This window comes from Amycolatopsis magusensis (genome assembly GCF_017875555.1).
GTDB classification, from domain to species: Bacteria; Actinomycetota; Actinomycetes; order Mycobacteriales; family Pseudonocardiaceae; genus Amycolatopsis; species Amycolatopsis magusensis.
In genome coordinates this window covers 6,994,802-7,020,314 of sequence record NZ_JAGGMS010000001.1, presented here as the reverse complement: position 1 = coordinate 7,020,314, position 25,513 = coordinate 6,994,802, and the positions used below count along the sequence as shown (strand labels likewise).

The 25,513-nt window shown below is 69.8% G+C and carries 20 protein-coding genes; 8 read left to right on the top strand and 12 right to left on the bottom strand.

The genetic code is table 11. The annotated features are described in order from the left end of the window. Positions 1–176: 176 nt before the first annotated feature. Both JOM49_RS31170 and JOM49_RS31165 read right to left on the bottom strand, forming a co-directional pair. Positions 177–3,119: a glycoside hydrolase family 48 protein gene (locus JOM49_RS31170; protein WP_245369537.1), complete on the bottom strand. Its 2,943-nt coding sequence runs from the start codon at positions 3,117–3,119 to the stop codon at positions 177–179. A gap of 127 nt (positions 3,120–3,246) precedes the next feature. Then, positions 3,247–5,178, bottom strand: a complete 1,932-nt coding sequence (locus tag JOM49_RS31165; protein ID WP_209667743.1) for a glycoside hydrolase family 9 protein — start codon at positions 5,176–5,178, stop codon at positions 3,247–3,249. 202 nt (positions 5,179–5,380) lie between these two features. Between JOM49_RS31165 and JOM49_RS31160 the strand changes: the two genes are divergently transcribed. Beyond that, the gene (locus JOM49_RS31160) at positions 5,381–5,938 is read left to right on the top strand and encodes a hypothetical protein (RefSeq protein ID WP_209667742.1); all 558 of its coding nucleotides are present in this window, start codon (positions 5,381–5,383) and stop codon (positions 5,936–5,938) included. A gap of 50 nt (positions 5,939–5,988) precedes the next feature. Here the strand turns inward: JOM49_RS31160 and JOM49_RS31155 are convergent, their stop codons facing one another. Beyond that, positions 5,989–7,038 (bottom strand): lytic polysaccharide monooxygenase auxiliary activity family 9 protein, encoded by a 1,050-nt coding sequence (locus JOM49_RS31155; protein WP_282767866.1) that lies wholly within the window; start codon positions 7,036–7,038, stop codon positions 5,989–5,991. 345 nt (positions 7,039–7,383) lie between these two features. On the opposite strand from JOM49_RS31155, the gene JOM49_RS31150 reads away from it, so the two are divergent. Then, entirely contained in the window at positions 7,384–9,966 is a 2,583-nt protein-coding gene (locus tag JOM49_RS31150; RefSeq protein WP_209667741.1) for a glycoside hydrolase family 9 protein, read from the top strand. A 331-nt stretch (positions 9,967–10,297) separates the two neighbouring features. Here JOM49_RS31150 and JOM49_RS31145 read toward each other — a convergent pair whose 3' ends face one another. The 6 genes from JOM49_RS31145 to JOM49_RS31120 form a co-directional block, all read right to left on the bottom strand. Beyond that, positions 10,298–11,389 carry an ABC transporter ATP-binding protein gene (locus JOM49_RS31145; RefSeq protein WP_209667740.1) on the bottom strand — a complete coding sequence of 364 codons (1,092 nt, stop codon included), beginning with the start codon at positions 11,387–11,389 and terminating at the stop codon, positions 10,298–10,300. Then, on the bottom strand, positions 11,389–12,798 hold the full coding sequence (locus JOM49_RS31140; protein WP_209667739.1) for a GH1 family beta-glucosidase: 1,410 nt from the start codon (positions 12,796–12,798) through the stop codon (positions 11,389–11,391). Before JOM49_RS31140 ends, JOM49_RS31145 begins: the two co-directional genes overlap by 1 nt. 2 nt (positions 12,799–12,800) lie before the next feature. Continuing rightward, positions 12,801–13,679, bottom strand: coding sequence for a carbohydrate ABC transporter permease (locus JOM49_RS31135; protein WP_209667738.1), 879 nt, complete (start codon positions 13,677–13,679; stop codon positions 12,801–12,803). Continuing rightward, a complete protein-coding gene (locus JOM49_RS31130; RefSeq protein WP_209667737.1) occupies positions 13,676–14,656 on the bottom strand; it encodes a carbohydrate ABC transporter permease in 981 nt (326 codons plus the stop codon). Before JOM49_RS31130 ends, JOM49_RS31135 begins: the two co-directional genes overlap by 4 nt. 7 nt (positions 14,657–14,663) lie before the next feature. Continuing rightward, on the bottom strand, positions 14,664–15,926 hold the full coding sequence (locus JOM49_RS31125) for an ABC transporter substrate-binding protein (protein ID WP_209667736.1): 1,263 nt from the start codon (positions 15,924–15,926) through the stop codon (positions 14,664–14,666). Between the two features lie 193 nt (positions 15,927–16,119). Continuing rightward, a complete protein-coding gene (locus tag JOM49_RS31120; protein WP_282767862.1) occupies positions 16,120–17,100 on the bottom strand; it encodes a LacI family DNA-binding transcriptional regulator in 981 nt (326 codons plus the stop codon). 213 nt (positions 17,101–17,313) lie between these two features. On the opposite strand from JOM49_RS31120, the gene JOM49_RS31115 reads away from it, so the two are divergent. The 3 genes from JOM49_RS31115 to JOM49_RS31105 all read left to right on the top strand — a co-directional run bounded on the left by JOM49_RS31115 (position 17,314) and on the right by JOM49_RS31105 (position 20,592). Continuing rightward, a complete protein-coding gene (locus tag JOM49_RS31115; RefSeq protein WP_209667734.1) occupies positions 17,314–18,258 on the top strand; it encodes a glycoside hydrolase family 6 protein in 945 nt (314 codons plus the stop codon). Positions 18,259–18,485: 227 nt separating this feature from the next. Further along, positions 18,486–19,874, top strand: a complete 1,389-nt coding sequence (locus JOM49_RS31110) for a glycoside hydrolase family 6 protein (RefSeq protein WP_209667733.1) — start codon at positions 18,486–18,488, stop codon at positions 19,872–19,874. 70 nt (positions 19,875–19,944) lie between these two features. After that, a complete protein-coding gene (locus JOM49_RS31105) occupies positions 19,945–20,592 on the top strand; it encodes a lytic polysaccharide monooxygenase auxiliary activity family 9 protein (RefSeq protein WP_209671812.1) in 648 nt (215 codons plus the stop codon). On the opposite strand, the gene JOM49_RS31100 is transcribed toward JOM49_RS31105, so the two are convergent. Next, positions 20,582–21,121 carry a cysteine hydrolase family protein gene (locus JOM49_RS31100; protein ID WP_209667732.1) on the bottom strand — a complete coding sequence of 180 codons (540 nt, stop codon included), beginning with the start codon at positions 21,119–21,121 and terminating at the stop codon, positions 20,582–20,584. The two genes, JOM49_RS31105 and JOM49_RS31100, sit on opposite strands and share 11 nt — an antisense overlap. Positions 21,122–21,154: 33 nt before the next feature. Further along, positions 21,155–21,673 (bottom strand): nuclear transport factor 2 family protein, encoded by a 519-nt coding sequence (locus JOM49_RS31095; protein ID WP_209667731.1) that lies wholly within the window; start codon positions 21,671–21,673, stop codon positions 21,155–21,157. A gap of 108 nt (positions 21,674–21,781) precedes the next feature. Between JOM49_RS31095 and JOM49_RS31090 the strand changes: the two genes are divergently transcribed. Further along, complete coding sequence (locus tag JOM49_RS31090) at positions 21,782–22,684, top strand: LysR family transcriptional regulator (RefSeq protein WP_209667730.1); 903 nt, start codon at positions 21,782–21,784, stop codon at positions 22,682–22,684. Here JOM49_RS31090 and JOM49_RS31085 read toward each other — a convergent pair. Then, entirely contained in the window at positions 22,656–24,074 is a 1,419-nt protein-coding gene (locus JOM49_RS31085) for a GH1 family beta-glucosidase (RefSeq protein WP_209667729.1), read from the bottom strand. The two genes, JOM49_RS31090 and JOM49_RS31085, sit on opposite strands and share 29 nt — an antisense overlap. Before the next feature lie 178 nt (positions 24,075–24,252). On the opposite strand from JOM49_RS31085, the gene JOM49_RS31080 reads away from it, so the two are divergent. Together JOM49_RS31080 and JOM49_RS43895 are read left to right on the top strand one after the other, a co-directional pair. After that, complete coding sequence (locus tag JOM49_RS31080) at positions 24,253–25,263, top strand: LacI family DNA-binding transcriptional regulator (RefSeq protein WP_209667728.1); 1,011 nt, start codon at positions 24,253–24,255, stop codon at positions 25,261–25,263. Positions 25,264–25,327: 64 nt separating this feature from the next. After that, on the top strand, positions 25,328–25,450 hold the full coding sequence (locus tag JOM49_RS43895; protein ID WP_281068337.1) for a hypothetical protein: 123 nt from the start codon (positions 25,328–25,330) through the stop codon (positions 25,448–25,450). Positions 25,451–25,513: the final 63 nt, after the last annotated feature.

Genomic DNA, 25,513 nt, shown 5'->3' with positions numbered 1-25,513 from the left:
ACCTTCCTGAACCAGTAGGTGGGGGCAATGACAAACAGGTCGCGCCGATCACCGGAAGTGGTGATCGGCGCGACCGGGAAAGACGGCCAGGCCCGCCACCGGCGGATGGCGGGCCTGGCCTCGCGGCCGCGAACGGCGATGTGAGCGGCCGCGTCCTCGGTTGTCCGGCTAGGGCGTCACGCCGAGCCGAACAACTGCACGTGGGTCGAGAACGCCGTGGCGATCTCGGCCTGCGCCCAGAACCGGTGGTAGGTCAGCGTCGGCGCCGGTCCGCCGTCCAGGTAGGCCTGGACCTTGGGCCACTGCGGGTCGTCGGTGTAGAACGACCGGATGGACAGGAAGTCCGCGCCGGCGCCGATCTGGTCGCCGTTGGGCATGTCCCCGGTCCAGCCCGGCGGCACGTAGACGCCTTCACCGCTGGCCGAGTTGTACTCGTCGTCGAACCGGTTGTAGTCCGTGCGGGTCTCCGGTACGGCGATGCCGATCTCGTCGGTGTGCGCCAGCATCGCGTCGAGCAGGCCCTCGCCGACGGTCCTGGCCTGGGTGTTGCCCGACTTGGCCGCGTAGTTGAGCAGGATCTTCGCGTACGCGGCGGCCACGCCGACGTCCTGGCTGTGGTTGAGCACCTTGACGTGGAGCCCGCTGTTACCGCCGGGGGTCGACGGGTTCCAGGTGTCGGGGTTGCCGGTCCACTCCATGTCGGACGGGATGGCGAACTGGCCGCCGGTGCCGATGGTGGTGTTCGCGATGGCCCACGGGACCCACTTGTCGAGGATCTTCTTGGCGCGCGCGTCCCCGGTCTGCTGGTAGAGCGCGGCCACTCGTTCGAGACCCCACGCCTGGAAGCCGAACCACCGGTTGCTCGGCGGGTCGTGCCAGACCGGCTGGTAGTCGTAGTACATGCCGTAGAAGGTCGGCAGCCCCGCCGGTGGCGTGGCGTACTGGCCTTCCCAGCTGTTCGTCGCGCCGCCGGCGATACCGCCTTCGGACGACTGCAGCCACTGCAGGAACTCGAGCTGCCGGTCCAGGCTCTTGGCCCAGTCCTGCGCGCCGGTCGCCGAAACCGGCTTCAGCGCCGGGTCGTTGGCCAGCGCGTGCGCGGCGAGCGGGTTCTGGTAGCCCTGGTGGGCCGCCCCGTCCCCGATGCGCCAGGCCCAGCCCGCCGAGGTGTCGGTCGCGCCACCCCAGGCGTAGTACCAGGACATCAGATAGTGCTCGCTGTTCTTGCCGCTGCCCGCCGGGCAGGTGGTCGGGCCGACGCAGTTGCCGACCTTCTTGAAGTACTTGTCGAACATGGCGTACCGGAGGTAGTCGCCCATCTTCGACGCCTTCTTCACCGTGGCGGCGACCTGCGAACCCTTGCCCTGCGCGGTGGCCCACTGGTTGGCCAGGTAGGCCACCTGGACCGCACGGGCGTCAGCGTCGGGCGCGTTGGTGTACTTCCACTGCTTGGCGTAGCTCGAGTCCTTGGTGAACAGGTCGAGGAAGCCGTTCGGGCCACCGTGCGCGAAGGTGTCGCACGAGGGCTGCGGAATGGTCTCCCACACCGATTCGCTGGACCCGCGCTGGTAGGTGTTCATGTACGCCGGGGCGGTGGTGCCGTCCCCGCAGCGGCCGAAACCGTAGGTGTTGTCGACGTCGATCAGCCAGTGCATGCCGTAGATGTCGTCGGTGCCGTAGGCCGCTTTCAGCTCGGCCGCGATCGGGTCGGCGCCGACCGGGACGGAGCTCTCCAGCTGCGACGGGTACTTGTCCATCCGCGGGTGCTCCGGCGCGTAGGTCGCCGGTTTCGCCGGGTTGTACTTGTCGTTCGTCGGCTGGTCGGCCTTCGCCGGGATGATGTACTTCTCCATCGAGGCCCAGGCCGCGTTGAACGGGGCCCAGTCACCCTGGAGCTGACCGTAGGCCGCTTCCAGCCACAGGTAGTAGCTGAACGCCTCGGAGGTGGTCTGGTGGCCGTGGTCCGGTGCCTCCACGAGGAGGGTCTCCACCGAGTGGTAGGGCACCAGCAGCCCGCCGAAGTTGCGGAAGTAGCCGCTGTCCGCGTCCTTGATCTTGTTGTACTGCTCGAGGAACGCGGCCTGGTAGTCCGAAGCGGACGGATCCAGTTCGGTCACCTCGATCGGCGCGGCGGTCAGGCCCGGCGCGGTGAGCGAGAAGCTCGCCGTGGCGAGCGCGCCGCCGTTGGCCGCCGAGCTGATCGTCACCGGCTGGCCGGTGTTCCAGTTGGCCGTGGTGAACGACAGCGTCGCCGGGCTCGCGGTCAGGTCCGCGCTGCCCGCCGTCCTGGCCACGGTCACCGTGACCGGGCCGCTGGGCTGCACCGCGAGCTTGACGTCGACGGTGGTCGACTCGCCCTGCTTGACGTTGACCGTCGAGGGGGTGGTGACCACCGCGGGCGCGGCGAGCACCTTGACCGCGACCGGGCTGGACAGCGAGGTCGCGCCCTTGTTGTCGAACGCCTTCGCGGTCACCGAGTACTCACCGGGCGCGGCACCGGCCCAGTCGTGCTGGAACGGCGCCGAGGTGTCGGTGCCGAGCAACTGCGTCCCGGCGTAGAACTCCACCTTCTGCACCGTGCCGTCGGTGTCGCTGGCCGAGGCTTCGAGCGGGATCTGGGCCGGGACGGCGTAGGAGGAGTTCGGGGCGGGCTTGGTCAGCTGCACGCCCGGTGCCTTGTTGGCCCCGGTGCACGCCGTGCCGTTGACCGCGAAGTCGGCGGGCACCCGGTTCTGGGCGCTCTTGCTGGCGTTGAAGCCGACCTGCGTGGTGACTCCCGCGCCGAGCGAGGAGTTCCAGTTCGCGCCGCGCACGCTCACCGCGGCCCCGGTCTGCGTGTGGGTCCCGTTCCACAGCTGGGTGATCTGCTGGCCGTCGGCGAAGGTCCAGGTGAGATTCCAGTCGGCGATCGGGTCGGTGCCCTCGTTGCGCACGTCGACCGTGGCGCCGAACCCGGTGTTCCACTCACTGCCGACCTTGTAGGTGACCGTGCAGGCGACGTCGGCGGCCCCGGCCGCGGGCGTCAGGCCCACGGTGACCGCCGTGCCGAGCAACACCACCCCGGCCAGAGCCGGCAGCGGGCGGGCCCGCATGCGCCGGGCGGATAGTCGTGATCTCAACTTTTCCTCCTATTTCAGCCGGAAAACCGAAGTTGGAGACCGGACCGGGACGGCGGATGACAGCCGTCCCGGGCCGGGGCCGGGGTGGCGGGCCGCCGCAGTTGCGGACGGCGGCCCGCCTGGCCGGTCAGCGCCCGCCGGGGGCCGCGCCCCACACGGCGGTGCCTGCCGGGTCGGTGAGCACGATGTTCGCCGTGTTCACCGGTTGTGCCCCGCTGCCGGACGGCAGCCCGGCGTAGGACCAGTCGTTGGCCGGGTCCCAGGCGCCCGTGCTGGTGACCCGTACCTGGATCTCCTTGCGGTGCGCGCTCTGCCCGGCCGGGGCGATGGCCGCGGGGCACGGGATTTCGACGTAGTACACGTCGCCCGCGTGCTGGATCGGCGCGGAGGCCGCGCCGCACTGGTTGTAGTGGGTGGTCACCGCAAGCTGCGCGGGCGTGGTGGCGCCGTCCAGGGTGAAGTAGTAGCGGACCTTGCCCCCGGTCAGCGCCCTGGCCGGCCAGGCCGAGGTGTTGACCACGTACAGCTTGACCTCGGTGAAGGTCGAGCTCTGCTGGGTGGCCGCGCCCTGCACGTACAGTTCGGGGCCGTCGGGCTTCTCCGCCACCGGGAAGTTCGCCGACGGGCTGCCGCCGAACTCGTCGTACAGCTTGGCCAGCGCGCCGGTGTAGGCGGCGTTGTAGTCGAGCGCGACCTCGTTGGCCACGTAGTCGCCTCGATTGTCCACATAGGAGTCGTTGGGCTGCCCGGGACCGCCGACCAGTGCACCGTGCAGCACGTGCCGGTTCTGCGCGGGCTGCTGGAGGTTGTCGGTCCAGCTGCCGTGCGCGGTCCGGTGGTGCGGGTTGCGCGGCGGGTTGGCGCCGAAGCCGATCAGGTAGCTCGATTGCCGCGGGTTGTCGCCGAGGGTGTAGTCGATCTGCCGGACGCCGAAGTCGTGGTAGCGCGCCCGGCGCGCCGGGTCGGTCACGTTCTCGCTGTGCACCAGCGCGGCGAACGCGGTGTTGGCGGCGTACCGCAGCGATCCCCAGGTGTCGAGGTGGGCCTGGCCGCCGGGGGAGTAGCGCACGCGCTGGCCGTTGTGGCCGGTGGTCCAGTAGTCGAGCCACCGGTTGGCATCGGTGAAGTAGCGCTCGCCACCGGTCAGTTCGGCGAGCAGCACGTAGGCGCCGTAGGACTTGTCGTCCCAGGCGATCGTCCACTTGTAGGACCGTTCGCTGCTCTGCGGTTCGGTGGCGAGGCGGTCGTACTCGGCCTCGGCCTTGGCGAGGTAGGCGGAGTCGCCGGTCGCGCGGTACAGCCACGCCGCGGCCCAGACCAGCTCGTCCTGATAACCACTCCACGACCGGTAGAAGTTCGCCGCGTCGGTGATGCAGTCGCTGTACTTGCCGCGATGGGTGTCGGCGAACTGGTAGAGCTGTTTCGCGTGCTGCACGAGGGTTTTCGCGTAGGCGGGGTCGTCGGCGGCGAAGACCATCGAGGAGGCGGCCAGCGCCGCGGCGGACTCACCGGCGAGGTCCGAACCGGGGCAGCTCGCGTCGATCTTGTACGACGGGCGCGCCATCGGCATCACCTCGGCCGGTCCCCACCAGGCGTGGTCGGGGTTGCCGCTGCCGACCTGTCCATAAAGGACGTTCGGCTGCGGGTGGGCCTTGAGCAGCCAGTCGGTGCCCCACTTGAGGTTCGACTTCAGGTGCGGTGCCTGCCCGGAGCGCGCGTACGCCTCGGGCTCCTCGACCGCGCCCCAGGCCAGCATCGTCATGCTGGCGGTGAACGGGAGGCCGAACTTCACGTGGTCGCCCGCGTCGTAGAAGCCGCCGGTCAGGTCGAGGCCGACATCTTGGCCGTCCGCCAACGCGGAATCCCCGCGCCAGTTCACCCGATTGCCGGAGCCGAGCGCGCCGGAACGCTGCGCGTCGTAGAAGAAGATCGATTTCTGCAGCGCTTCGCCGTAGTCGAAGGAGGCGGCTTCCGTGGGAACGGCGGAGGCGGGGGTGGCGAACGCGGTGGTGATCAAGGCGGTGGCCGCGAACAGCAGGGAAAAGCGGCGGTGGGGCACTGCGGCCTCCTCGTTGAGGTTGTCCCAATCCGTTGATCCACATTTGGGAGCGCTCCCAGAAGTGTAGGCCCCGGCGCCCGCCTTTGGGAAGAGTGGTGTGACCACCGGTGCACGAAGCGTTGTCCCCCAGGCGATACCGGGCTACGGTGAACCGGCGGGCGGTAATGCTGGAAGCGCTCCCATCAACGGTGTTGGAGGCAGGATGAACCGGGTCGGTGCCGCCGTGCTGGTCGCTCTCGGCGTGTGGAGCTCGGTGGCCGCGTGCGCCGGCGAGGACAACGCGGAACCCAAGCCTGATCGTGGTGCCGCCGCGCTGACCACCCGGCTGGAAACGGTGGACCAGGTGGCCGGCTGGGTGGCGGAGAAGGCGGGCGAATGCACCGGGGTCACCGCGGAAAAGCCCGCTGATCTGCGCGCGTTCGTCGGTTCGGATATCGCCGCTCTCTATGAGCCGTTCGTCAGCGAATGGGCCACCTGCGCGGTGTCGCCCGAATACCCGAAGGTCGCGCTGCTGGTGTTCGGCGGTGATCGGCAACAGCAGTTCCAGCGGTCCTGGCGGCAGGCGATGACCGAGGGCGGCGTCGAGGACGGGCCCACTTTCGCCTTCGGCAACGGATTCGCGGTTTCGGCCGGTTTCCTCGGCGTGAGCGCGCTGGACCTGTTCTATTTCCGCTGCGACTACGCCGACGCCGCGGTGCCGCAGGTGCCCGCCGACGTGGACGGCTGTGTGTTCGCCGATCCGGAGCACGGGCACCACTGAGATCCTGCGGGACATCACTGAGGCCGCCGCCTCAGTGATGCCGCCCGGCTCTACGGGCTCTGGCAGGTCAGCGACGGCACCGCCGGACTGCTGCCGGCGGAGTTCACCGACAGGCCGAACTTCGTGGTGCCGTTGGCGGCCACCGGCGCGTTCCACTCCACGTTGCGCACCGTGATCTGGTCACCGGACTGGGTGTGGCTGCCGTTCCACACGCTGTTGATGCTCTGCCCGGCCGGCAGCGTCCAGGAGGTCCGCCACCCGGACAGCGCCGTGGTGCCGTGGTTCATCACGGTGACCTCGGCCTGGTGGCCACCGTTCCAGGTGCCGGTCACGGCGTACTGCGCCATGCAGTTCGCCGGGCCCGGCGGCGGGTCGGTCGGGTTGCCGCCCGAACCCTCCTTGACCCCGGTGACCTCCCCGTTCCCGCCGTCGAAGGTGACGTCGGAGCAGCCGTAGAAGGTCTCCGTGCTGTCCGAGCGCTTCCACACCGAGTAGATGACGTGGCGTCCGGTCTTGCCCGACGGCAGCGCGGCGGACCAGTTGTAGGACGCCCCGACACTGCCCACCGAACCGGTGACCTGCGGGTGGTCCGCGGTGGCGAAGGGCTGTTCCTCGAGGTCGTCCCAGCGCAGCGGGGCGTTCGGGTTCCAGCCGTCCTTGGTGACGTAGAGGTAGAACCAGCCCGGGTGCGCGGCCCAGGCGTTGTAGGAGAAGTTGAAATTCGCCCCGGAGGTCAGGTGCGTGAGCGGCCAGTCGCCGACCCCGTCGTACCCGGAGAAACTGGGGTTGCCGCCCGAGCACAGCTTCCCGTCCGGGATGAAGCCGCGGGTGCGGCCGGCCCCGTCCGACCGGAGCACGGAGAACCAGTTGTAGAGCGAATTCGCCCCGCTCTGGTTCACCGCCGCCGAGCAGGCGGGATTCTGCGGCACGATGTTGCCCTGCGGGGAGAGCCCGTCCTGCCAGCAGAGGAAGGTGCGGCTGCCCGCTTTCATCAACGCGCCGTGCGCCGACGCGGGACTCGCGCCGAGCACCATCGTGAGCAATCCGGCCACCAGAGCGGTGACGGCGGCGAGTGCGGTACCCGCCCTTTTCTTTGTCACTCTTTCGCTTCCTTTCTTCCTGCCTCTCCGCGCGCGCCGATGCGGCGGAGAAATCCGTGTGGAAGCGCTCCCAGCGGAGGAAAACCATAGCGCGGCGGAGCTGTCCGGGGGAATAGCCGCAGCGGCCTCCCGCCCGGTTCGTCCAGTGGGCTGCGCCGAAAGGGTGAGCTGCGGCCGGGTGGGCGACACGGACCGTCCCGGTGGTCTGGCCACCTTCCCAAAGCGGCGGTCCCGCGGGTACCTTCTGGGAGCGCTCCTAGTCGCCGTTTCCCGAGGTGGTCGCCTCGGTCCGAGATGGACACAGACGGCGGCCACCCACCCTTTCCCGGACAGGAGACCCAAGAGATGCCGAACAGAGCACGACGACGTGCGCTGACCGCCACCGGCGCCCTGCTGGCGGCCGGGCTGCTGGTGCTGCCACCGGCGGCCGCGGCCGCCGAATACGAGCGGGTGGTCAACGGCGACTTCGCCAGCGGCGAGGTCAACCCGTGGTGGAACGGCGCCGGCACCACCGGCTCGGTGGTCGGCGGCGAGTTCTGCAGCAAGGTCACCGGCGGCACGGTCAACGGCTACGACGCGCTGGCCGGGCAGAACGGCGTGGCGTACGAAGCGGGGCAGTCCTACACGCTGAAGTTCGACGCGCGGGCGGTCACCGAGCAGCCGATCTCCGCGGTGGCCGGCGAGGCGGTGGACCCCTACCGGCAGATCGCCAGGACCGAAGTGGTCGTCACGCCCGAGCCGCAGAGCTTCACCTACACCTTTGAGTCCACATTGGACTTCCCGGCGGCCGGGAACGGCCAGCTGGCCTTCTGGTTCGGCGGCCAGTCCTTCGACAACACGATCTGCGTGGACAACGTCTCGCTGATCGGCGGGGTGCTGCCGCCGCCGGGGCTCGAGCCGGCCGCGCCGGTGCGGGTCAACCAGGTCGGCTACCTGCCGGACCTGCCCAAGCAGGCGAGCGTGGCGAACGAGTCCACCACACCGCTGCCGTGGACGCTGAAGAACGCGGCGGGCGCCGCGGTGGCCAGCGGCCAGAGCACGCCGAAGGGGCTGGACGCGGGTTCCGGGGAGAACGTGCACCTGGTCGACTTCTCCGCCTATGAAACCGTCGGTACCGGTTACACGCTGACCGTGGGCGGGGACACCAGCCACCCCTTCGACATCTCACCGGACGTGCTGACCGACCTGCGGTACGACTCGCTCGCGTTCTTCTACCACCAGCGCAGCGGCACGCCGATCGAGGCGGAGTACGTCGGAGCGGAGTACGCACGGCCCGCGGGGCACCTGAACGTCGCGCCCAACAAGGGGGACAACGACGTGCCGTGCCTGGCCGGGATCGGCTGCGACTACACGCTGGACGTGCCCGGTGGCTGGTACGACGCGGGCGATCACGGCAAGTACGTGGTCAACGGCGGCATCTCGGCGTGGCAGGTGCTCAACGAGTACGAGCGCGCCCTGCGCGTCGGTGACGCCACGGCGCTGGGTGACGGCAAGCTGTCGATCCCCGAGAGCGGCAACGGCGTGCCGGACATCCTCGACGAGGCCCGGTGGGAGGTCGAGTTCCTGCTCAAGATGCAGGTGCCGGCCGGTCAGCCGCTGGCGGGCATGGCGCACCACAAGATCCACGACGCGCAGTGGACCGGGCTGCCCCTGCTCCCGCACGAGGACCCGCAGGTGCGGCGCCTTTCCGCGCCCAGCACCGCGGCGACGCTGAACCTGGCCGCGGTGGCGGCACAGGCGTCCCGGCTGTGGAAGGACATCGACCCGGCGTTCTCCGCGCAGGCACTGGCGGCGGCCGAAAAGGCGTACCTGGCGGCCGAGGCCAACCCGGCGAAGATCGCCGACCCGAACGACGGCACCGGCGGTGGTGCCTACGGCGACAGCACCGTGACCGACGAGTTCTACTGGGCGGCGGCGGAACTGTTCGTCACCACCGGCAAGAGCGACTACCGGGCCGACGTGACCGGCTCGTCGCTGTACAAGGGCGCCAGCATCAACACGCGTGGTTTCGACTGGGGCTCGACGGGCGCCCTGGGCGACATCACACTCGCACTGGTGCCGACGACCCTGCCCGCGGGCGACATCGCCGCGATCCGGCAGGCGATCACCACCACCGCGGACGGGCACCTGGCGCAGATGGCCACGCAGGGGCACCCCGCGCCGTACCGGACCCAGGACGGTTCGTACGAATGGGGTTCCAACGGCCTGGTCGCGAACAACGGCGTGGTGCTGGCGCTGGCGTACGACTTCACGAAGCAGGAGAAGTACCGTGAGGGCGCGTTCGGCGTGATGAACTACCTGCTGGGGCGGAACCCGGTGAACTACTCGTACGTGTCCGGGTGGGGTGACCAGCCGGTGCGGAACGTGCACCACCGGCACTGGGCGAACCAGCTCGACCCGACGCTGCCGATCGCGCCGCCCGGTGCCCTGTCGGGCGGGCCGAACAGCGCGCTGCAGGACCCGATCGCCGCGGGCCTGCTGAAGGGCTGCCCGGCGCAGCGCTGCTTCATCGACCACATCGAGGCGTACTCGGTGAACGAGGTGACGGTGAACTGGAACTCGGCGCTCGCGTGGCTGGCGAACTGGACGGCGGAGAAGTCCACAGTGGAGCCCGCCGCCTCGTGCTCGGTCGCCTACACGGCGAACGGGTGGAACTCGGGGCTGTCGGCCTCGGTGGTGCTGAAGAACACCAGCGCGGCCGCGTGGAACGGGTGGACGCTCAAGTTCGCGTTCGGCGGGGAGCAGAAGCTGCAGCACGGGTGGTCGGCCAACTGGTCGCAGTCGGGCCGGGACGTCACGGCCACGAACCTGCCGTGGAACGGGACGGTCGCCCCGGGAGCCTCGGTGACCGTGGGCTTCAACGCCTCCAGCCCGGGCCCGGCCACCACCCCGTCGACCTTCAGCGTCAACGGCTCAACCTGTAAGTAGTTCGGTGACACAAATGTGGCTTTGGGGGCGGAATCCGCCCCCAAAGCCACATTCGTGTCACCACACCTCGCCCCTCAGTGTGGAACTCGGGCTCCTGAACGTGGAACTCGGGCTCCTGAACGTGCAACTCGGCTTCCTGAACGTGGGACTCACCGACATCCGAACCCCACACTCGCGCAGCCGAGTTGCACGTTCAGGAGCCCGAACCTCACGCTCGTGCAGCTGAACCTCACACTCGGGTGGAGGGGGTGTCGGGGCCCGGACGTCACGAATGTGGCTTTCGGGACGCGGAACGTCTCGAAAGCCACATTCATGACAGTCGCACCCCGCCTCAGCTGTTCAGGCGTTCTCCGGTTTCCGGGTGGAACAGGTGCAGCTCGCCCAGGTCACGGATGGCCACCCGCAGCGTCCTGCCCATCGAAGGCGCCAAGCGCCCGTCGATGCGCATGACCAGCGACTGGTTGTCCGGGGTGGTCCCGTGCACCAGTGCGTCCGCGCCGAGTTCCTCCACCAGGTCCACGGTGAGCTTGATCGCCTCCTCCGCGGAACCGGTGACCCGCAGCGCTTCCGGCCGCACGCCGATGGTGATCTCCTCGAGACCCGCCCACTTGGCGTCCCGCAACTGGTCGCGGCGCAGGGGGATTTCGTAGGCCCCGATCCGCACGCCCCAGCCGTTCATCGGCACGGTCAGCAGGTTCATCGCCGGTGAGCCGATGAACCCGGCCACGAAGGAGTTCTGCGGGTGATCGTAAAGCTCCCGCGGTGTGGCGCACTGCTGCAGCAGCCCGTCCTTGAGCACCGCCACCCGGTGCCCCATGGTCATCGCCTCGACCTGGTCGTGCGTGACGTACACGGTGGTGGTGCCCAGCCGCCGCTGCAGCGCGGCGATGTTCGCCCGCGTCTCCACCCGCAGCTTGGCGTCCAGATTGGACAGTGGTTCGTCCATCAGGAACACCGAGGGCTCGCGCACGATCGCCCGCCCCATCGCCACGCGCTGCCGCTGCCCGCCCGAGAGCGCCTTCGGCTTGCGGTCGAGGTAGGGCTCCAGCTCCAGCAGCCGCGCCGCGGTGAGCACCCGTTCCCGGATCTCGGCCTTCGGCGTGCGGCGCAGCTTCAGCGCGAAGCCCATGTTCTCGCCCACCGACATGTGCGGGTACAGCGCGTAGTTCTGGAACACCATCGCGATGTCCCGGTCCCGCGACGGCATCGCGGTGACATCCTTGTCACCGATCCGCACGGCACCTTCGTCGATCTCTTCGAGGCCGGCGAGCATGCGCAGCGCCGTCGACTTGCCCGAGCCGGACGGCCCGACCAGCACGAGGAACTCCCCGTCGGCCACGTCGAGGTCGAGCTGGTCCACCGCGCGGACCGGGGGCTTGCCCGCGTACACGCGGCTCGCCCCGGTGTAGGAAACGGCCGCCATCAGGAGATCCCGTCCCCGCGCAGGCCGTTCTCCTGGATGATCCGCGAGTACCGCCGCGCGCTCAGCTTCGGCGTGCGCCGCTGCGTCTGGTAGTCCACGTGCACTAGGCCGAACCGCTTCGCGTACCCCTCGGCCCACTCGAAGTTGTCCAGCAGCGACCAGTAGAAGTACCCGCGCAGGTCCACCCCGCGGTCGATCGCGGCGTGCGCGGCGGCCAGGTGCGACTCCAGGAACGCCACCCGGTCGTGGTCGTCGACCCGGCCGTCGGCGATGTTGTCCGGGTACGCCGCGCCGTTCTCCGTGACGTACAGCGGCAACTGCGGGTACTTGCGGTGCAGGTCGACCAGCAGCGCGGTCAGCTCACCGGGATTGGTCTCCCAGCCGGAGTCGGTCAGCGGCAGCCCGCGCGCGGGGAAGCTGGCGTACTCCACGCCGACCCATTCCGAGGGCAGCCCGGAGCTCTCGTCCGAGTGCCCGGAAACGTGGTGGTCGCGGTAGTAGTTCACGCCGAGCATGTCGATCGGGGCGGCGATGGTGGTCAGGTCGCCGTCCTTGACCACTTCGCCGATGCCGTAGGGCGCCAGGTCGTCGAGCACGTCGAGCGGGTAGCGCGCCTGCAGGATCGGCTCCAGGAAGATGCGGTTCTGCACCCCGTCGACCCGGCGTGCGGCCTCGACGTCGACCATGTCGTCCGGGTTCGCCGGGTGCACCGGGAACAGGTTGAGCGTGATGCCCGCCGTGGCCCGGGTGCGCGCGCGGATCACGCCGACGGCGAGCCCGTGGCCCAGCATCAGGTGGTGCGCGGCGGCCACGGCGGCGTCCGGCTCGGTGCGCCCCGGTGCGTGCCTGCCGCCGGCGTACCCGGCGAAGGCGGTGCACCACGGCTCGTTCAGCGTGGTCCAGGTGTCCACCCGGTCACCGAGCGCGCCCACCACGGTCTCGGTGTACTCGGCGAAGCGGTAGGCGGTGTCGCGGTTCGCCCAGCCGCCGCGGTCTTCGAGCGACTGCGGCAGGTCCCAGTGGTACAGCGTCGGCCACGGCGTGATGCCGTGCTCGAGCAGGGTGTCCACCAGGCGGCGGTAGAAGTCCAGCCCGGCCGGGTTCGGCGCGCCGGTCTCGGCGCCGATGCGCGGCCAGGCGATGGAGAACCGGTAGGCGCCGAGCCCGAGGTCGGCCATCAACCGGACGTCCTCGGCCATCAGCCGGTAGTGGTCGGCCGCCGGGTCGCCGGTGTCGCCGTTGCGCACCGCGCCGGGACGCGCGCAGAAGGTGTCCCAGATGGACGGTACCCGCCCGTCCGCGGTGGTGGAGCCCTCCACCTGGAACGAGGCCGTCGCCGCGCCCCAGAGGAACTTCTCCGGGAACCGCAGCCCTGCTTCGGTGGCGAGTTCCTGCGGGATAGTCGACATTTTCACCCTTTCACAGCGCCTTGCATGATGCCGGCCACGATCTGGCGGCCCAGCAGGAGGAAGACGATCAAGATGGGGATGGTCGCCAGCGTCGTACCGGCGAGCACCAGCGAGTAGTTGGTGTAGTAGCCGCTCTGCAGCTGTTCCAGTGCCAGCTGGACGGTGGGGTTGCCCGCGTCCAGCACGATCAGCGGCCAGAGGAAGTCGTTCCACGAGGTCATGAAGGTGAACATGGCCAGCACCGCGGCCGCCGGGCGGACCGCGGGCAGGCACACGTGCCAGAAGGTGCGGATCATGCTGCACCCGTCCACCCGCGCCGCCTCGATCAGCTCGTGCGGCACGGCGTCCACTGTGTACTGGCGCATCCAGAACACGCCGAACGCGGTGACCAGGTTCGGCACGATCACCGCCTGCAGCCCGCCGGCCCAGCCCAGTTCGGACATCGCGATGAACAGCGGGATCACCCCGAGCTGGGTGGGCACCGCCAGGGTCACCACGATGAACACGAACAGCGGGTCGCGGCCGCGGAAGCGCAGCTTGGCGAAGGCGAACCCGGCCAGCGAGGAGAACAGCACCGTGGACAGGGTCACCGAGGTGGCCACCAGGACGCTGTTGCCCATCGCCTTCCAGAACGCCACCGAGTCGAACACCTGCGCCGCGTTGGCGAAGAAGTTCCCGCCGGGCACCAGCGGGGGCACCCGTTCGGTGAGCATCCCGTTGTCCCGGCTGGCCACCAGGAACGACCAGTAGAACGGGAACAGCGAGCCGAGCACGAACACCGCGAGGGTGGCGTAGACGAAGAAGTTGGGCCTGCCGAGCTTGGCCACCTTCGGGCGGGCGGGCGGTGCCGGGGGAGCCGGTACCGCGGTGGTCAGGGTCATCGACGCCCTCCTTCGGTGCTGGCCAGCCGCCGGGTGATCAGGAAGTTCACCAGTGCGATCACCACGATTAACAGGAACAGCATCCAGGCGATCGCCGAGGCGTAGCCGAGGTCGAAGTTCTCGAAGCCCTGCTGGTACATGTAGAGCGTCACGGTCTGGAACTGGTTGCTGGAACCGCCGTTGTTCGAGCCCTGCCCGACGTCGAACAGCTTCGGCTCGGTGAAGATCTGCAGTCCGCCGATGGTCGAGGTGATCACCACGAAGATCAGCGTGGGGCGCAGCAGCGGCAGGGTGACGCTGACGAACCGGCGCACCGGCCCGGCGCCGTCGACCACCGCGGCTTCGTTGATCTCCTTGGGGATGGCCTGCATCGCCGCGAGCACGATCAGCGCGTTGTAGCCGGTCCAGCGCCAGTTCACCATCGTGGCGATGGCCACGTGGCTGGACAGCGTGCCCGCCTGCCAGTCCACCCGGTCCAGGCCGAACGCCTCGAGGATGGAGTTCAGCAGGCCGTACTGGTTGCCGAACAGGTTGGCGAAGATGATGCCGATGGCCACCAGGCTGGCCGCGTAGGGCAGCAGGATGCCGACCCGCCAGCCCGTCGGGCCGCGCAGCCGGGTGTTGAGCAGCGCGGCGAGCAGCACCGCGATCACGACCTGCGGCCCGCTGGAGAGCACGAAGATCGACAGCGTGTTGCCGACGGCGTTCCAGAACTGGCCGTCGCCGAAGAGCTGCACGTAGTTCTCGAAGCCGACGAACGGGGGATCGTCGTCGCCGATCTCCCAGTCGTAGAGCGAAACGTAGGCGGTGTAGAGCAGCGGGAAGAGCCCGACCAGCCCGAACACCACGAAGAAGGGGGCGATGTAGGCGTACGGCGAGTACTTGACGTCCCATTTGGACAGCCGGTGCCGGAAGGTGGGCCGCGGCGGGACGGCCGAAGGGCGATCGTCCCGCCGCGGTGCCTGCACAACGGTCATGTGTGCGTTACCCGACGATCTTCTTGGCGCCGTCGACGAGCTGCTGCCACCCCTGCGCCGCCGAGGTGCCCTGCTCCACGGCCTGCAGCGCCGGGGTGCTCACGTTCTCCTGGATCTGGCCGTCGCCGGGGCCCTTGTACTGCGGCTTGGCGATCTTGCGGGCCTGCGCGGCGAAGAGCTCCCCGGTCTTGGGGTCACCGGCGAAGAACGGCTCGGTCTGCGCGGCCAGTTCCGGTGAGGCGAGCGCCTCGGTCTGGCTGGGGAAGGTGCCCTTGGCCTGGAAGGCCTTCAGCTGCTGGGCCGGCGCGGTGAGCCAGGCGGCCAGCTCGGCGGCCTCCTTCGGGTGCTGCGACTGGGTCGGCACGGTGAGGTAGGAACCACCCCAGTTGCCGCCGCCACCGGGGAAGGCGTCGGTGACCGCCCACTTGCCGCGGTTCTCCACCCCGCTCTGCTCCTTGATCACGCCGATCATCCACGCCGGGCAGGCCTTGGTGGCGAAGGCGCCTTCCTTGAAGCCGCTGTTCCACTCGTTGCTGAACGCGGTCAGCTTCGCCGACTGCCCCTGCGTGACCGCGGCGGTGACCTGGTCCCACGAGCGCTTGATGCCGGGGTTGTTGTCCAGCGTCAGCTTGTCCTCGCGGTCGAGGTAGCCGACCTCCTGCTGGTTCACCATCGCGTTGAAGTTCTGCGCCGCGGAGTCGAACCAGGGCTTGCCCCCGGAGGCCTGCACGTACTCCTGCCCGGCCTGGAAGTAGCTCTCCCAGGTGGCGAACAGCGGTTTGACGCTCTGCGGGTCCGACGGCATGTTGGCCGCCTCCAGCAGGTCCTTGCGATAGCACATGGCCAGGGGGCCGCTGTCGGTGCCGTAGCCGATCAGCTTGCCGTCCTTGCTCTTGCCCATCTCGAACTTCCACGGCAGCCAGCGGTCGGCACCGGCGTCGGCCGGCCCGATCTGGCTGAGGTCGTTGAACCGGGAGGCCTTGTCCAGCACGTTGGACAGGTGGCCCTCCTCGACCGCCTCGATGTCGGCGAGGCCGGAGCCGGCGCCGAGCTTGGCGATCAGGTTCTGGTGGTGCGGGCCCGCCTTGCCCGACTTGCGCTCGGTGACCTTGATGTTCGGGTGTGCCGCCTCGTACTCCTCCAGCAACCTTTCGTAGCCGAATTCGCCGAAGGTGGCGATCGTCAGTTCGATCGGCCCGCCTGAATCCGCCGGTTCGCCACTGCCGGACGTACCGCACGCGCCGGCCAGCAGGGCCGTCGTCGCCAGCATCGTCGTCAGGGTGAGTAATCTTCTTGGCCGGTTTCGCACTTGCTGCCCCTATTTCCGGATGGGTCTGGTCCCTCTTGTGGCGGAGCCCTCATGGGAGCGCTCCCAGTGCAGGCGAGTGTGTCCCCGGTCTCGTCGGGTGTCAAGAATCCGTTTCCCGAGCGTTACCCCGCGGCCACCCGGTGGAAGCCTGGATTCAGGCGGACTCGCGGGTGACCAGCTCGGTGGGCAGGATGACCGGGCTCAGCCGCGTCTCCGGCTCGCGGATCTGCGCGATGAGCAGTTTCGCCAGCTCACGGCCCATCTGCTGGACCGGCTGCGCGACGCTGGTGAGCATCGGGTCGATGTTGCGGGCGATGTCGGAGTCGTCGAAGCCGATCACCGCGACGTCGTCGGGCACGCGCCTGCCCGCCGCGCGCAGCGCCCGCAGCGCGCCCGCGGCCATCAGGTCGCTGGCCGCGAACACCGCGTCTACCTGCGGGTCCTTTTCCAACAGCTCGCGCATCGCGGCTTCACCGCTGGCCTGGCCGAAATCGCCCTGGGCGACCAGGCGGGCGCCACCGCGGCGCCCGCGCAGCGCCGAGCGGTAGCCGCTGAGGCGGTCGATGCCCACGGCCATGTCCTGCGGCCCGGTGATGGTGGCGATGCGGCGGCGGCCCTGCTGGTACAGGTACTCGGTGGCGGCCTTGGCGCCGGAGAGGTTGTCGGCGTCGACGTAGGGCACGGTGCCGATGTCGGAGATCGGTCTGCCGTTGAGCGCCACCGGCGCGCCGGCGGCGACCAGGTTGCGGGGGAGCGGGTCGTCCCCGTGCAGGGAGATCAGCGCGACACCGTCGACATGTCCGTTGCGCACCAATTGTTCCACTCGATCGTGTTGCCGGGCGGTGCTCGCCATCATCAACTGCAGTTGCAGCGGGGTGGTCGAGAGCTCCTGGCTCAGCCCGCGGACCAGGCTGCCGAAGAACGGTTCGCCGAACACCCGCGCCTCGGACTCGGAGACCACCAGCAGCACCGTGTCGCTGCGCCGGGTGACCAGGCTGCGCGCGGCGTGGTTCGGGACGTAGCCGAGTTTCTGGATCGCTTCCTGGACGGCCTTGAGCGCGCGCGGGCTCACTTCGAGCGAGCCGTTCACCACCCGGGAGACGGTGCCGCGGGACACGCCGGCCTCCACCGCCACCTGTTCCAGGGTGGGGCGCCCGCTCGTCCGGGCTCGACCAGTACTCGTCATGTTGTGACTCCCCGACTCCGCTTGGGTTCCCGCTGCTGCCCAGCATGATACTGGGAACCCTCCCAGCGCGGTCCGCCTTGACACCCAGCGGAAGGGACGCCACACTGAAGCAGCTTTGGGAGCGCTCCCATCCTAGTCCCGCCGAGTAACTCGGAGGTATGGATGGCGATCAGCAAGCGGCTTGCCGCGGCAGGCGCACTGGCGTGCGCCGCCGCGGTGGCGGTTCCCGGTGGCTCCGCCGCACAGGCGGACTCGGCGTTCTATGTGGACCCCGGCACCAACGCGGCCCAGTGGGTGGCGGCGAACCCGGGGGACTCGAGGACACCGGCGATCCGGGACCGGATAGCGAACGTTCCCCAGGCACGGTGGTTCACGACCACCAACACGGGCACGGTGCGATCCCAGGTGGACACTTTCGTCGGCGCCGCGGCGGCGGCGGGCAAGGTGCCCATCCTGGTGGTCTACAACGTGCCGAACCGGGACTGCGGCGGCGCGAGTGGTGGCGGTGCGCCGTCGCACCCGGCTTACCGGCAGTGGGTGGACGAGGTGGCGGCCGGCCTGGCCGGGCGCCCGGCGGCGATCGTGCTCGAGCCGGACGTGCTGCCGTTGATGACCAGCTGCCAGACACCGGCCCAGCAGGCCGAGACCAGCGCCTCGATGGCTTATGCCGGAAAAGCGCTGAAAGCCGGTTCGGGGCAGGCGAAGGTCTACTTCGACATCGGGCATTCGGCGTGGCTGAACCCCGGTGAAGCGGCCGCGCGGTTGAAAGCGGCCGACATTTCCGCGAGCGCGGACGGAATCTCGACGAATGTTTCGAACTACCGGAACACCGCCGACGAGATCAATTTCGCGAAGTCCGTTCTTTCCGCGGTCGGCGACGGCAGGCTGCGCGCGGTGATCGACACTTCCCGCAACGGCAATGGACCGGCGGGCAGTGAATGGTGCGATCCGCCGGGACGGGCGGTCGGCACGCCGAGCACCACCAGCACCGGGGACGGGCAGATAGCGGCTTTCCTGTGGGTCAAGCTGCCCGGGGAGGCCGACGGCTGCATCGCCGCGGCAGGCCAGTTCGTGCCGCAGCGGGCCTACGAACTCGCCACCGGCTGAGCTGCCGAACGCTATGAATGGGGCATTACTTGCAATGACCGCAAGTAATGCCCCATTCATAGCGTTCGGGGGTCCTCGCGCGGTGACTGCGGTGTTCGCCGTGGGAAATTCCCTCGCTCGGCCTAGTTTAGGCCAAAGGGCTTCCGGAGCCAGGCCCGCACGGGTTAGAGTCCTGGTTCTGGGAGCGTTCCCAGGCTCTCCCTGAAGATCATGACAAAGGAGTCATCATGCGTTCTGCCTTCGCTAGAGGCACACCACGCAAACGGCTGATCCGTGGCCTGGCCGCGGCGGTTTCGCTCGCGTCGGCCTCGTTGGTGGTCACCGGTGTCGGGGGTGCGTCGGCGGGAGCCGAGCAGGCCCCGGCGCCCCGGGTGGACAATCCCTACGCCGGCGCCAAGGTGTACGTGAACCCCGAGTGGTCGGCCAAGGCCAGCGCGGAACCCGGTGGCAGCCGGGTCGCGAACCAGCCGACCGGTGTCTGGCTGGACCGGATCGCCGCGATCGAGGGCGTCAACGGCGGCATGGGCCTGCGCGACCACCTGGACGCCGCCGTGCAGCAGTCCGGCGGGCAGCCCCTGGTGGTCCAGCTGGTGGTCTACGACCTCCCCGGCCGCGACTGCTCGGCGCTGGCTTCCAACGGCGAACTGGGCCCCGAGGACCTGCCGCGCTACAAGGCGGAGTTCATCGACCCGATCGCCTCGATCGTCGCCGACCCGGCGTATGCGAACCTGCGCATCGTGACCACGGTGGAGATCGACTCGCTGCCGAACCTGGTGACCAACACCGGCAGCCGCCCGACCGCCGTGCCCGCGTGCGACAAGATGAAGCAGAACGGCAACTACGTCAAGGGTGTCGGCTACGCGCTGGCCAAGCTCGGCGCGGTCGAGAACGTCTACAACTACATCGACGCCGGCCACCACGGCTGGATCGGGTGGGACGACAACTTCAGCGCCTCGGCGCAGCTGTTCCTCGAGGCCGCCAAGGCCGAGGGCAGCACGCCGGCGAACGTGCACGGGTTCATCGCCAACACGGCGAACTACTCGGCGTTGAAGGAGAACAACTTCACCATCAACGACTCGGTCAACGGCACCTCGGTGCGCCAGTCCAAGTGGGTCGACTGGAACCGGTACGTCGATGAGCTCTCCTTCGCGCAGGCGTTCCGCCAGGAGGCGGTCAAGGTCGGCTTCCCGTCGAACGTCGGCATGCTGATCGACACCTCGCGCAACGGCTGGGGCGGCAGCGCCCGCCCGGCGGGCCCGGGCCCGCAGACCAATGTGGACGCCTACGTCAACGGCGGCCGGTACGACCGCCGCATCCACCCCGGCAACTGGTGCAACCAGTCCGGTGCCGGTCTCGGCGAGCGGCCGACCGCGGCCCCGGCCTCGGGCATCGACGCCTACGTCTGGATGAAGCCGCCGGGTGAGTCCGACGGTGCCAGCAAGGAGATCCCGAACGAGGAGGGCAAGGGCTTCGACCAGATGTGCGACCCGGCCTACCAGGGCAACGTGCGCAACGGGAACAACCCGTCCGGCGCGCTGGCCGACGCGCCGCTGTCCGGGCACTGGTTCTCCGCGCAGTTCCAGCAGCTGATGCAGAACGCGTATCCGCCGCTGTAGCCACACCCGTGGCCGGGCGGGTCACTGTCCACAGTGGCCCGCCCGGTCCCGTCCCCGCCGGAAGGAGAAGATCGTGCCCACCCGACTTCGCGCCGCCGCACTGGCTTCGGCCTCGGCGCTGCTGCTGACCGGTGCCGCCGGTGTCGCCGCCGCGCACGGCTCGGCCATCGACCCGCCGACGCGCAACTACGGTTGCTGGGAGCGCTGGGGTGACGACTTCCAGAACCCCGCCATGGCCACCGAGGACCCGATGTGCTGGCAGGCCTGGCAGGCCAACACGAACGCGATGTGGAACTGGAACGGCCTTTACCGCGAGGGGGTGAAGGGCAACCACCAGGGCGCCATCCCGGACGGGCAGCTGTGCAGCGGCGGGCGCGCCGAAGGCGGCCGGTACAACGCGATGGACGCGGTCGGGAACTGGAAGGCGGCGGACAAGCCGAACAACTTCAAGGTCGACGTCTACGACCAGGCGCTGCACGGCGGCGACTACTACAAGGTCTACCTCACCAAGCAGGGCTTCAACCCGCTCACGCAGCCACTGGGCTGGGGCAACCTGGAACTGGTGAAGGAGGTCGGCAAGACCGCCCCGGCCAGCCACACGCTGATCGACGTGAACGCGGGTTCGCGCACGGGCCGCCACATCGTCTACACCATCTGGCAGGCCAGCCACTCCGACCAGTCGTACTACTTCTGCAGCGACGTGAACTTCACGGGCTGAGGGTGACCCCGGCGGCGCGCAGTTCCCCGAGCACGGGGTGCTCGCCGCCGGTCACCGGGTTCGCGTACGCGGTGGCCCCGAGCGGGACGGTGACCTGGTAGCCCAGGCGCACCGCGTCCCGCGCGGTGGCCGCCACGCAGATGTCGGTGGCGATGCCCACGACGGTGACGGACCGCGCCCCGGTCCGGGCGAGCAGCCCGGCGAGCGGGCCGAGTCCGCCACCGCCGTGTCCTTCCTGTGGTTCGAGCACCGGGGCCAGCAGGAACCCGGAGAACCCGCCGCGCTTGCCGGGGCCCTTGTCCACCACCGTGCCCCGCACGTCGAGATCGGGGTGCAGGGCGAGCCTGCCTTCGGGATCGCCCTCGGGCAGGTCGATCGGGGCGTAGTCACGGGTGTAGAACACCGGTGCCCCTCGCCCGGCGGCTTCGGCCACGTACCGGTTGACCTCGGCCAGCACCCCGGGTCCCGCGGGCCCGACGAACTCGACGAACAGGTTCTGCATGTCCACCACGATCAGCGCGTCACTCATACCGCGACGGTAGGAGCTCCAGCGCGGTGGAGGTCAATCCGCGAGGCGGTCCGGGATGGGCGCCAGCGGGTAGGTCCGCCAGAAGAAGGCGTCCGCGGCGTGCTGGTCCCCGGCGAAGTTGATCGCCTCGGCGATCTTGCGCCCCCGGATCCGGAACGCCAGCGCCCAGGTGATGTCCAGCCCGGCGGGCTGGGTGCTCCAGCCCCGGTGCAGGTCGACCACCCAGTCGCCGTCCGCGGCCAGGAAGATCGGCTGCGCCTGGAAACCCGCGCGGCCGAGCTGGGTGAAGAAGGCCAGCACCTCGTCGATGCCGGTCTTGGTGCCGGCGAGCGGGTGGTGGCCGGGGATGGTCCAGCGGATGTCCTCGGCGAAGAAGGTACTCAGTTTTTCCAGGTCCCCGGCCCCGTAGGCGGCGTAGTAGTCCTGGATCAGCTTGACGTTCGGGTGCGGGCGGGCCGGTGGGGCCGCGGTGGCGGTGCCGCCTGCCAGCAGCGAACCCGCCGCGGCCAGGCCCACGCCACGCAGCACGGTCGCCCGGGAAAGCTCGGTCATCGGTACTCCTGTCGATAGCGCACCCCTCAAGAAGACACCGGATCTTCACCCCGGTCCAAGACCCGTGCCCATAAGCTGAACGCATAGTTCGAGCTGAGGGGACCAGGAGTGGCCGGCGTAGACATCGACACCCGTGTCCTGCGGTACTTCCTCGCGGTGGCCGAGGACCTGAGCTTCACCCGCGCCGCCGAGCGGCTCTACGTCTCGCAACCCGCGCTGAGCAGGCAGATCCGCCAGCTGGAGGCCGACCTGCAGCTCCTGCTGTTCGAGCGCACCAGCCGCGAGGTGCGCCTCACGCTGGCCGGTGAGGCGCTGCTGCCCTCGGCACGCCGGCTCGTCGCGGACTGGCAGACCGCCCAGCGCACCGTGCGCAGCGTGGCCGCCGCCGAACTGCGGGTGCTGCGCATCGGGTTCGAGGCCACCGGCGCGGGCCCGCTCAGCGCGAAGGCACGCACGCTGTTCACCGAGCGCCACCCCGACGTCACCGTCGAGCCCAAGCGGTTCGACTGGGGCGGCGAGGTGGCCGCCCTGCGTGAGGGCCTGGTCGACATCGCCTTCCTGTGGCTGCCCGCCGACACCACCGGCCTGCACGCGGAGATCGTCGCGGTGGAACCGCGCATGGTCGGCTTCGCCGCCGGGCACCGGCTGGCCGCCCAGGAGACGGTGACCATCGGCGACCTGGCCGACGAACCGCTGATGTGGACCAGGAAGGCACCACGCCACTGGGTCGACTGGTGGGCGGTCAACCCGCGCCCCGACGGCTCGGAACCCCGGTGGGGCCCGGAGAACGACAACGTCGAGGAGATGCTGGAGAACGTGGCCGGGGGCGCGGCGGTGTGCATCGGCCCGCGCTCGATGTCCACCTACTACGCCCGGCCCGACCTCGGCTGGCGCCCGATCGTCGACGTCGAGCCGCTGCGGATCGCCTTCGCCTGGCCCGCGGCGAGCAACAACCCGCTGGTGGCCGATTTCGCGAAGGTGGTCAGGGAACTGGCGGCCGCGCAAGCCTGAGCTGGGGCGTGGACCGGAGCCCGTTCGCGAGGATGACGTCCCGGTAGAACTTCGCGCTCAGCTTCGGCACGCGTTCCTGGGTCGCGTAGTCCACGAACACCAGGCCGAAGCGCTTGCGGTACCCCTCGGCCCACTCGAAGTTGTCCAGCAGCGACCAGAGGAAGTACCCGCGCAGGTCCACCCCGGCGGCGATGGCGTCGTGCGCGGCCCGCAGGTGCTCGTCCAGGTAGTCGATCCGGTCGTGGTCGAGCACTTGGCCACCGGCAGGCTCGTCCTCGTACGCGGCGCCGTTTTCGGTGATGTACAACGGGATCGGCGGATAGTCGCGGGCCAGCCGGGTGAGCACCCTGGTCAGCCCGGCGCCTTCGACGCTCCAGCCCATGCTCGTGCGCCGCTCGGTCTGCCGGAACCCGAGCCGGGTCAGGCCGAGGTGGGTCGACGGCGGCTCCACCGGCGGGGCGTCCGGTGTGCCGTAGACGGTCTGCGGGGCGTAGTAGTTGACGCCGAGGAAGTCGATCGGCTGGTGGATCACGCCCAGATCGCCGTCGGCGACGAAGCCGAACTTGGTGATGGAACCGAGATCCTCCACCACGTCGGCCGGGTAGTGCCCGCGCAGCAACGGATCCAGGTACAGCCGGTTGTGCAGCCCGTCGACCCGGCGGGCGGTTTCGATGTCGTCGGGGTGGCCGGTCGCCGCCGCGGTCGGCGCGAGGTTCAGCGTGATGCCGATTTCGGCGGGCGCGATCGACCGCATGGCCTCCAGCGCCAGCCCGTGCCCGAGCAGCAGGTGGTGCGTGGCGCGGATCGCGGCGGCCGGTTCGGTGCGGCCGGGGGCGTGCAGCCCGCTCGCGTACCCGAGGAACGCCGAGCACCACGGTTCGTTCAGCGTGATGAACCGCTTCACCCGGTCGGCGAGGAAGTGGTGCACCCCGGCGGCGAAGTCGGCGAAGCGGAGCGCGGTGCCACGGGCGGGCCAGCCACCGGCGTCCTCCACCGGCTGCGGCAGGTCCCAGTGGTACAGCGTCACCCACGGCTCGATGCCGCGGTCGAGCAGGCCGTCCACGATCCGCGAGTAGAAGTCGATCCCGCGCTGGTTGAGCGGCCCGCGCCCGGCGTGCTGCAGGCGCGCCCAGGACACCGAGAAGCGGTAGGCGCCGACGCCGAGCGCGTGGAGCAGCTGCAGGTCCTCGGGGTAGCGGTGGTAGTGGTCGCAGGCGACGTCGCCGTTGTCCCCGTCCGCCGTGCGCCCCGGTCGCGCGGCGAAGGTGTCCCAGATGGACGGTCCACGAGCGCCGGGTGGCCCGGCGCCCTCGATCTGGTAGGCCGCGGTCGCGGTGCCCCAGACGAAGCCGGGCGGAAACCGGACCTGGTCGCTGCGTGCTGTGGCCATGGCGCGGCGTTCCTCCTTGGACGCGAGGGACAGCTGAACTGGTTCAGTGATCGACGCTGACTACTGTGTCCCCTGTGCACAACGTAGGCAGCTGGTCGCGTTCTAGTCAATGAAAGCGCTTGCTTACCCGGTTAAGCAGGCGTTGCTAGACTCGCCGCAGCACGAGCGGGAGGTCTGCTTGAAACGTCCGACCATCGCCGACATCGCCAAGGCGGCCGGGGTGTCCAAGGGGGCGGTGTCCTACGCCCTGAACAACCGGCCGGGGGTCTCGGCGGCCACGCGCAGCCGGATCACCGGCATCGCCGCCGAACTGGGCTGGGCGCCGAGCACCGCCGCGCGGGCGCTGTCCGACGGCCGCGCCGGCGCGTTCGGCCTGGTGATCGACCGCCCGGCGGAAACACTGGCCGCCGAGCCGTTCTTCATCCGGCTGATCGCGGGCATCCAGGACGAACTCGGCAGCGGACCGGCCTCGCTGGTGCTGCAGGTGTCCCCGAACCACGACACCGAACTGGAGATCTACCGGCGCTGGCACGCCGAGCGCCGCGTCGACGGCGTGCTGATGATCGACCTGCGTGACGACGACGACCGGGTGGACGCGGTGGCGGCCATGGGCCTGCCCGCGGTGATCATCGGCGGGCCGCTCGGGCGTCCCGGCCTGCCGTGCGCGTGGATCGACGACGTGGCCGCGATCGACGAGGTGCTGGACTACCTGGCCGCGCTGGGGCACCGCCGGATCGTCCGGGTCGCCGGGCCGCGGGAGTTCATGCACACCCGCGTGCGGTCCGAGGCGTTCGAGCGGGCGGCGGAGCGGCTCGGGTTCGAGAGCGCGGAAGTCGTCTACACCGACTACTCGGACGAGGCGGGGGCGAGTGCCGCGCGCCGGGTGCTCGTGTCGCGGCGGCCGCCGACCGCGCTGGTCTTCGACAACGACGTGATGGCGGTGGCCGCGCTGGGGGTCGCGCACGAGCTCGGCATCTCCGTGCCGGGGGACATCTCGCTGATCGCCTGGGACGATTCGGTGCTCTGCCGGCTGGTCCGCCCGGCACTGAGCGCGGTGCGGCGGCCGATCGCGGAGTTCGGCGCCTTGGCGGCTTCGCTGCTGCGGCGAGTCGTCGAAGGGGAGACGGTCGAGGACGAAAGCGCCGCGCTGCCCATGCTCGTCACCCGCTCCAGCAGCGGCCCGGCTTAGCTCGAAGTGGGCATCGAACCGGTGCCCCGGCCGCGCTGGTCCGAGCTTCCGCGAATTCGCGCGGTTGGACTTCGGCGACAAGGACGTCGACTGGTGCCTCCGCCTGTCTCCGCACTACTGCAACACCGAGGACGAGGTGGCGAGCGTGGTCGCGGCGGTGGCCGAAATCATTCCAACGGCCCAGTGACACCGGCGGCCCCGGCTGGCTACTGTCCGGAACACGTCTGGGAGCGCTCCCAAGGCGCGCTCC

Bases quoted from the DNA above. Each gene is read 5' to 3' on its own strand.
- JOM49_RS31160 (WP_209667742.1), top strand. From the start codon at position 5,381: ATGAACCGGGTCGGTGCCGCCGTGCTGGTCGCTCTCGGCGTGTGGAGC.
- JOM49_RS31150 (WP_209667741.1), top strand. From the start codon at position 7,384: ATGCCGAACAGAGCACGACGACGTGCGCTGACCGCCACCGGCGCCCTG.
- JOM49_RS31145 (WP_209667740.1), bottom strand. From the start codon at position 11,389: ATGGCGGCCGTTTCCTACACCGGGGCGAGCCGCGTGTACGCGGGCAAG.
- JOM49_RS31140 (WP_209667739.1), bottom strand. From the start codon at position 12,798: ATGTCGACTATCCCGCAGGAACTCGCCACCGAAGCAGGGCTGCGGTTC.
- JOM49_RS31135 (WP_209667738.1), bottom strand. From the start codon at position 13,679: ATGACCCTGACCACCGCGGTACCGGCTCCCCCGGCACCGCCCGCCCGC.
- JOM49_RS31130 (WP_209667737.1), bottom strand. From the start codon at position 14,656: ATGACCGTTGTGCAGGCACCGCGGCGGGACGATCGCCCTTCGGCCGTC.
- JOM49_RS31125 (WP_209667736.1), bottom strand. From the start codon at position 15,926: ATGCTGGCGACGACGGCCCTGCTGGCCGGCGCGTGCGGTACGTCCGGC.
- JOM49_RS31115 (WP_209667734.1), top strand. From the start codon at position 17,314: ATGGCGATCAGCAAGCGGCTTGCCGCGGCAGGCGCACTGGCGTGCGCC.
- JOM49_RS31110 (WP_209667733.1), top strand. From the start codon at position 18,486: ATGCGTTCTGCCTTCGCTAGAGGCACACCACGCAAACGGCTGATCCGT.
- JOM49_RS31100 (WP_209667732.1), bottom strand. From the start codon at position 21,121: ATGAGTGACGCGCTGATCGTGGTGGACATGCAGAACCTGTTCGTCGAG.
- JOM49_RS31095 (WP_209667731.1), bottom strand. From the start codon at position 21,673: ATGACCGAGCTTTCCCGGGCGACCGTGCTGCGTGGCGTGGGCCTGGCC.
- JOM49_RS31085 (WP_209667729.1), bottom strand. From the start codon at position 24,074: ATGGCCACAGCACGCAGCGACCAGGTCCGGTTTCCGCCCGGCTTCGTC.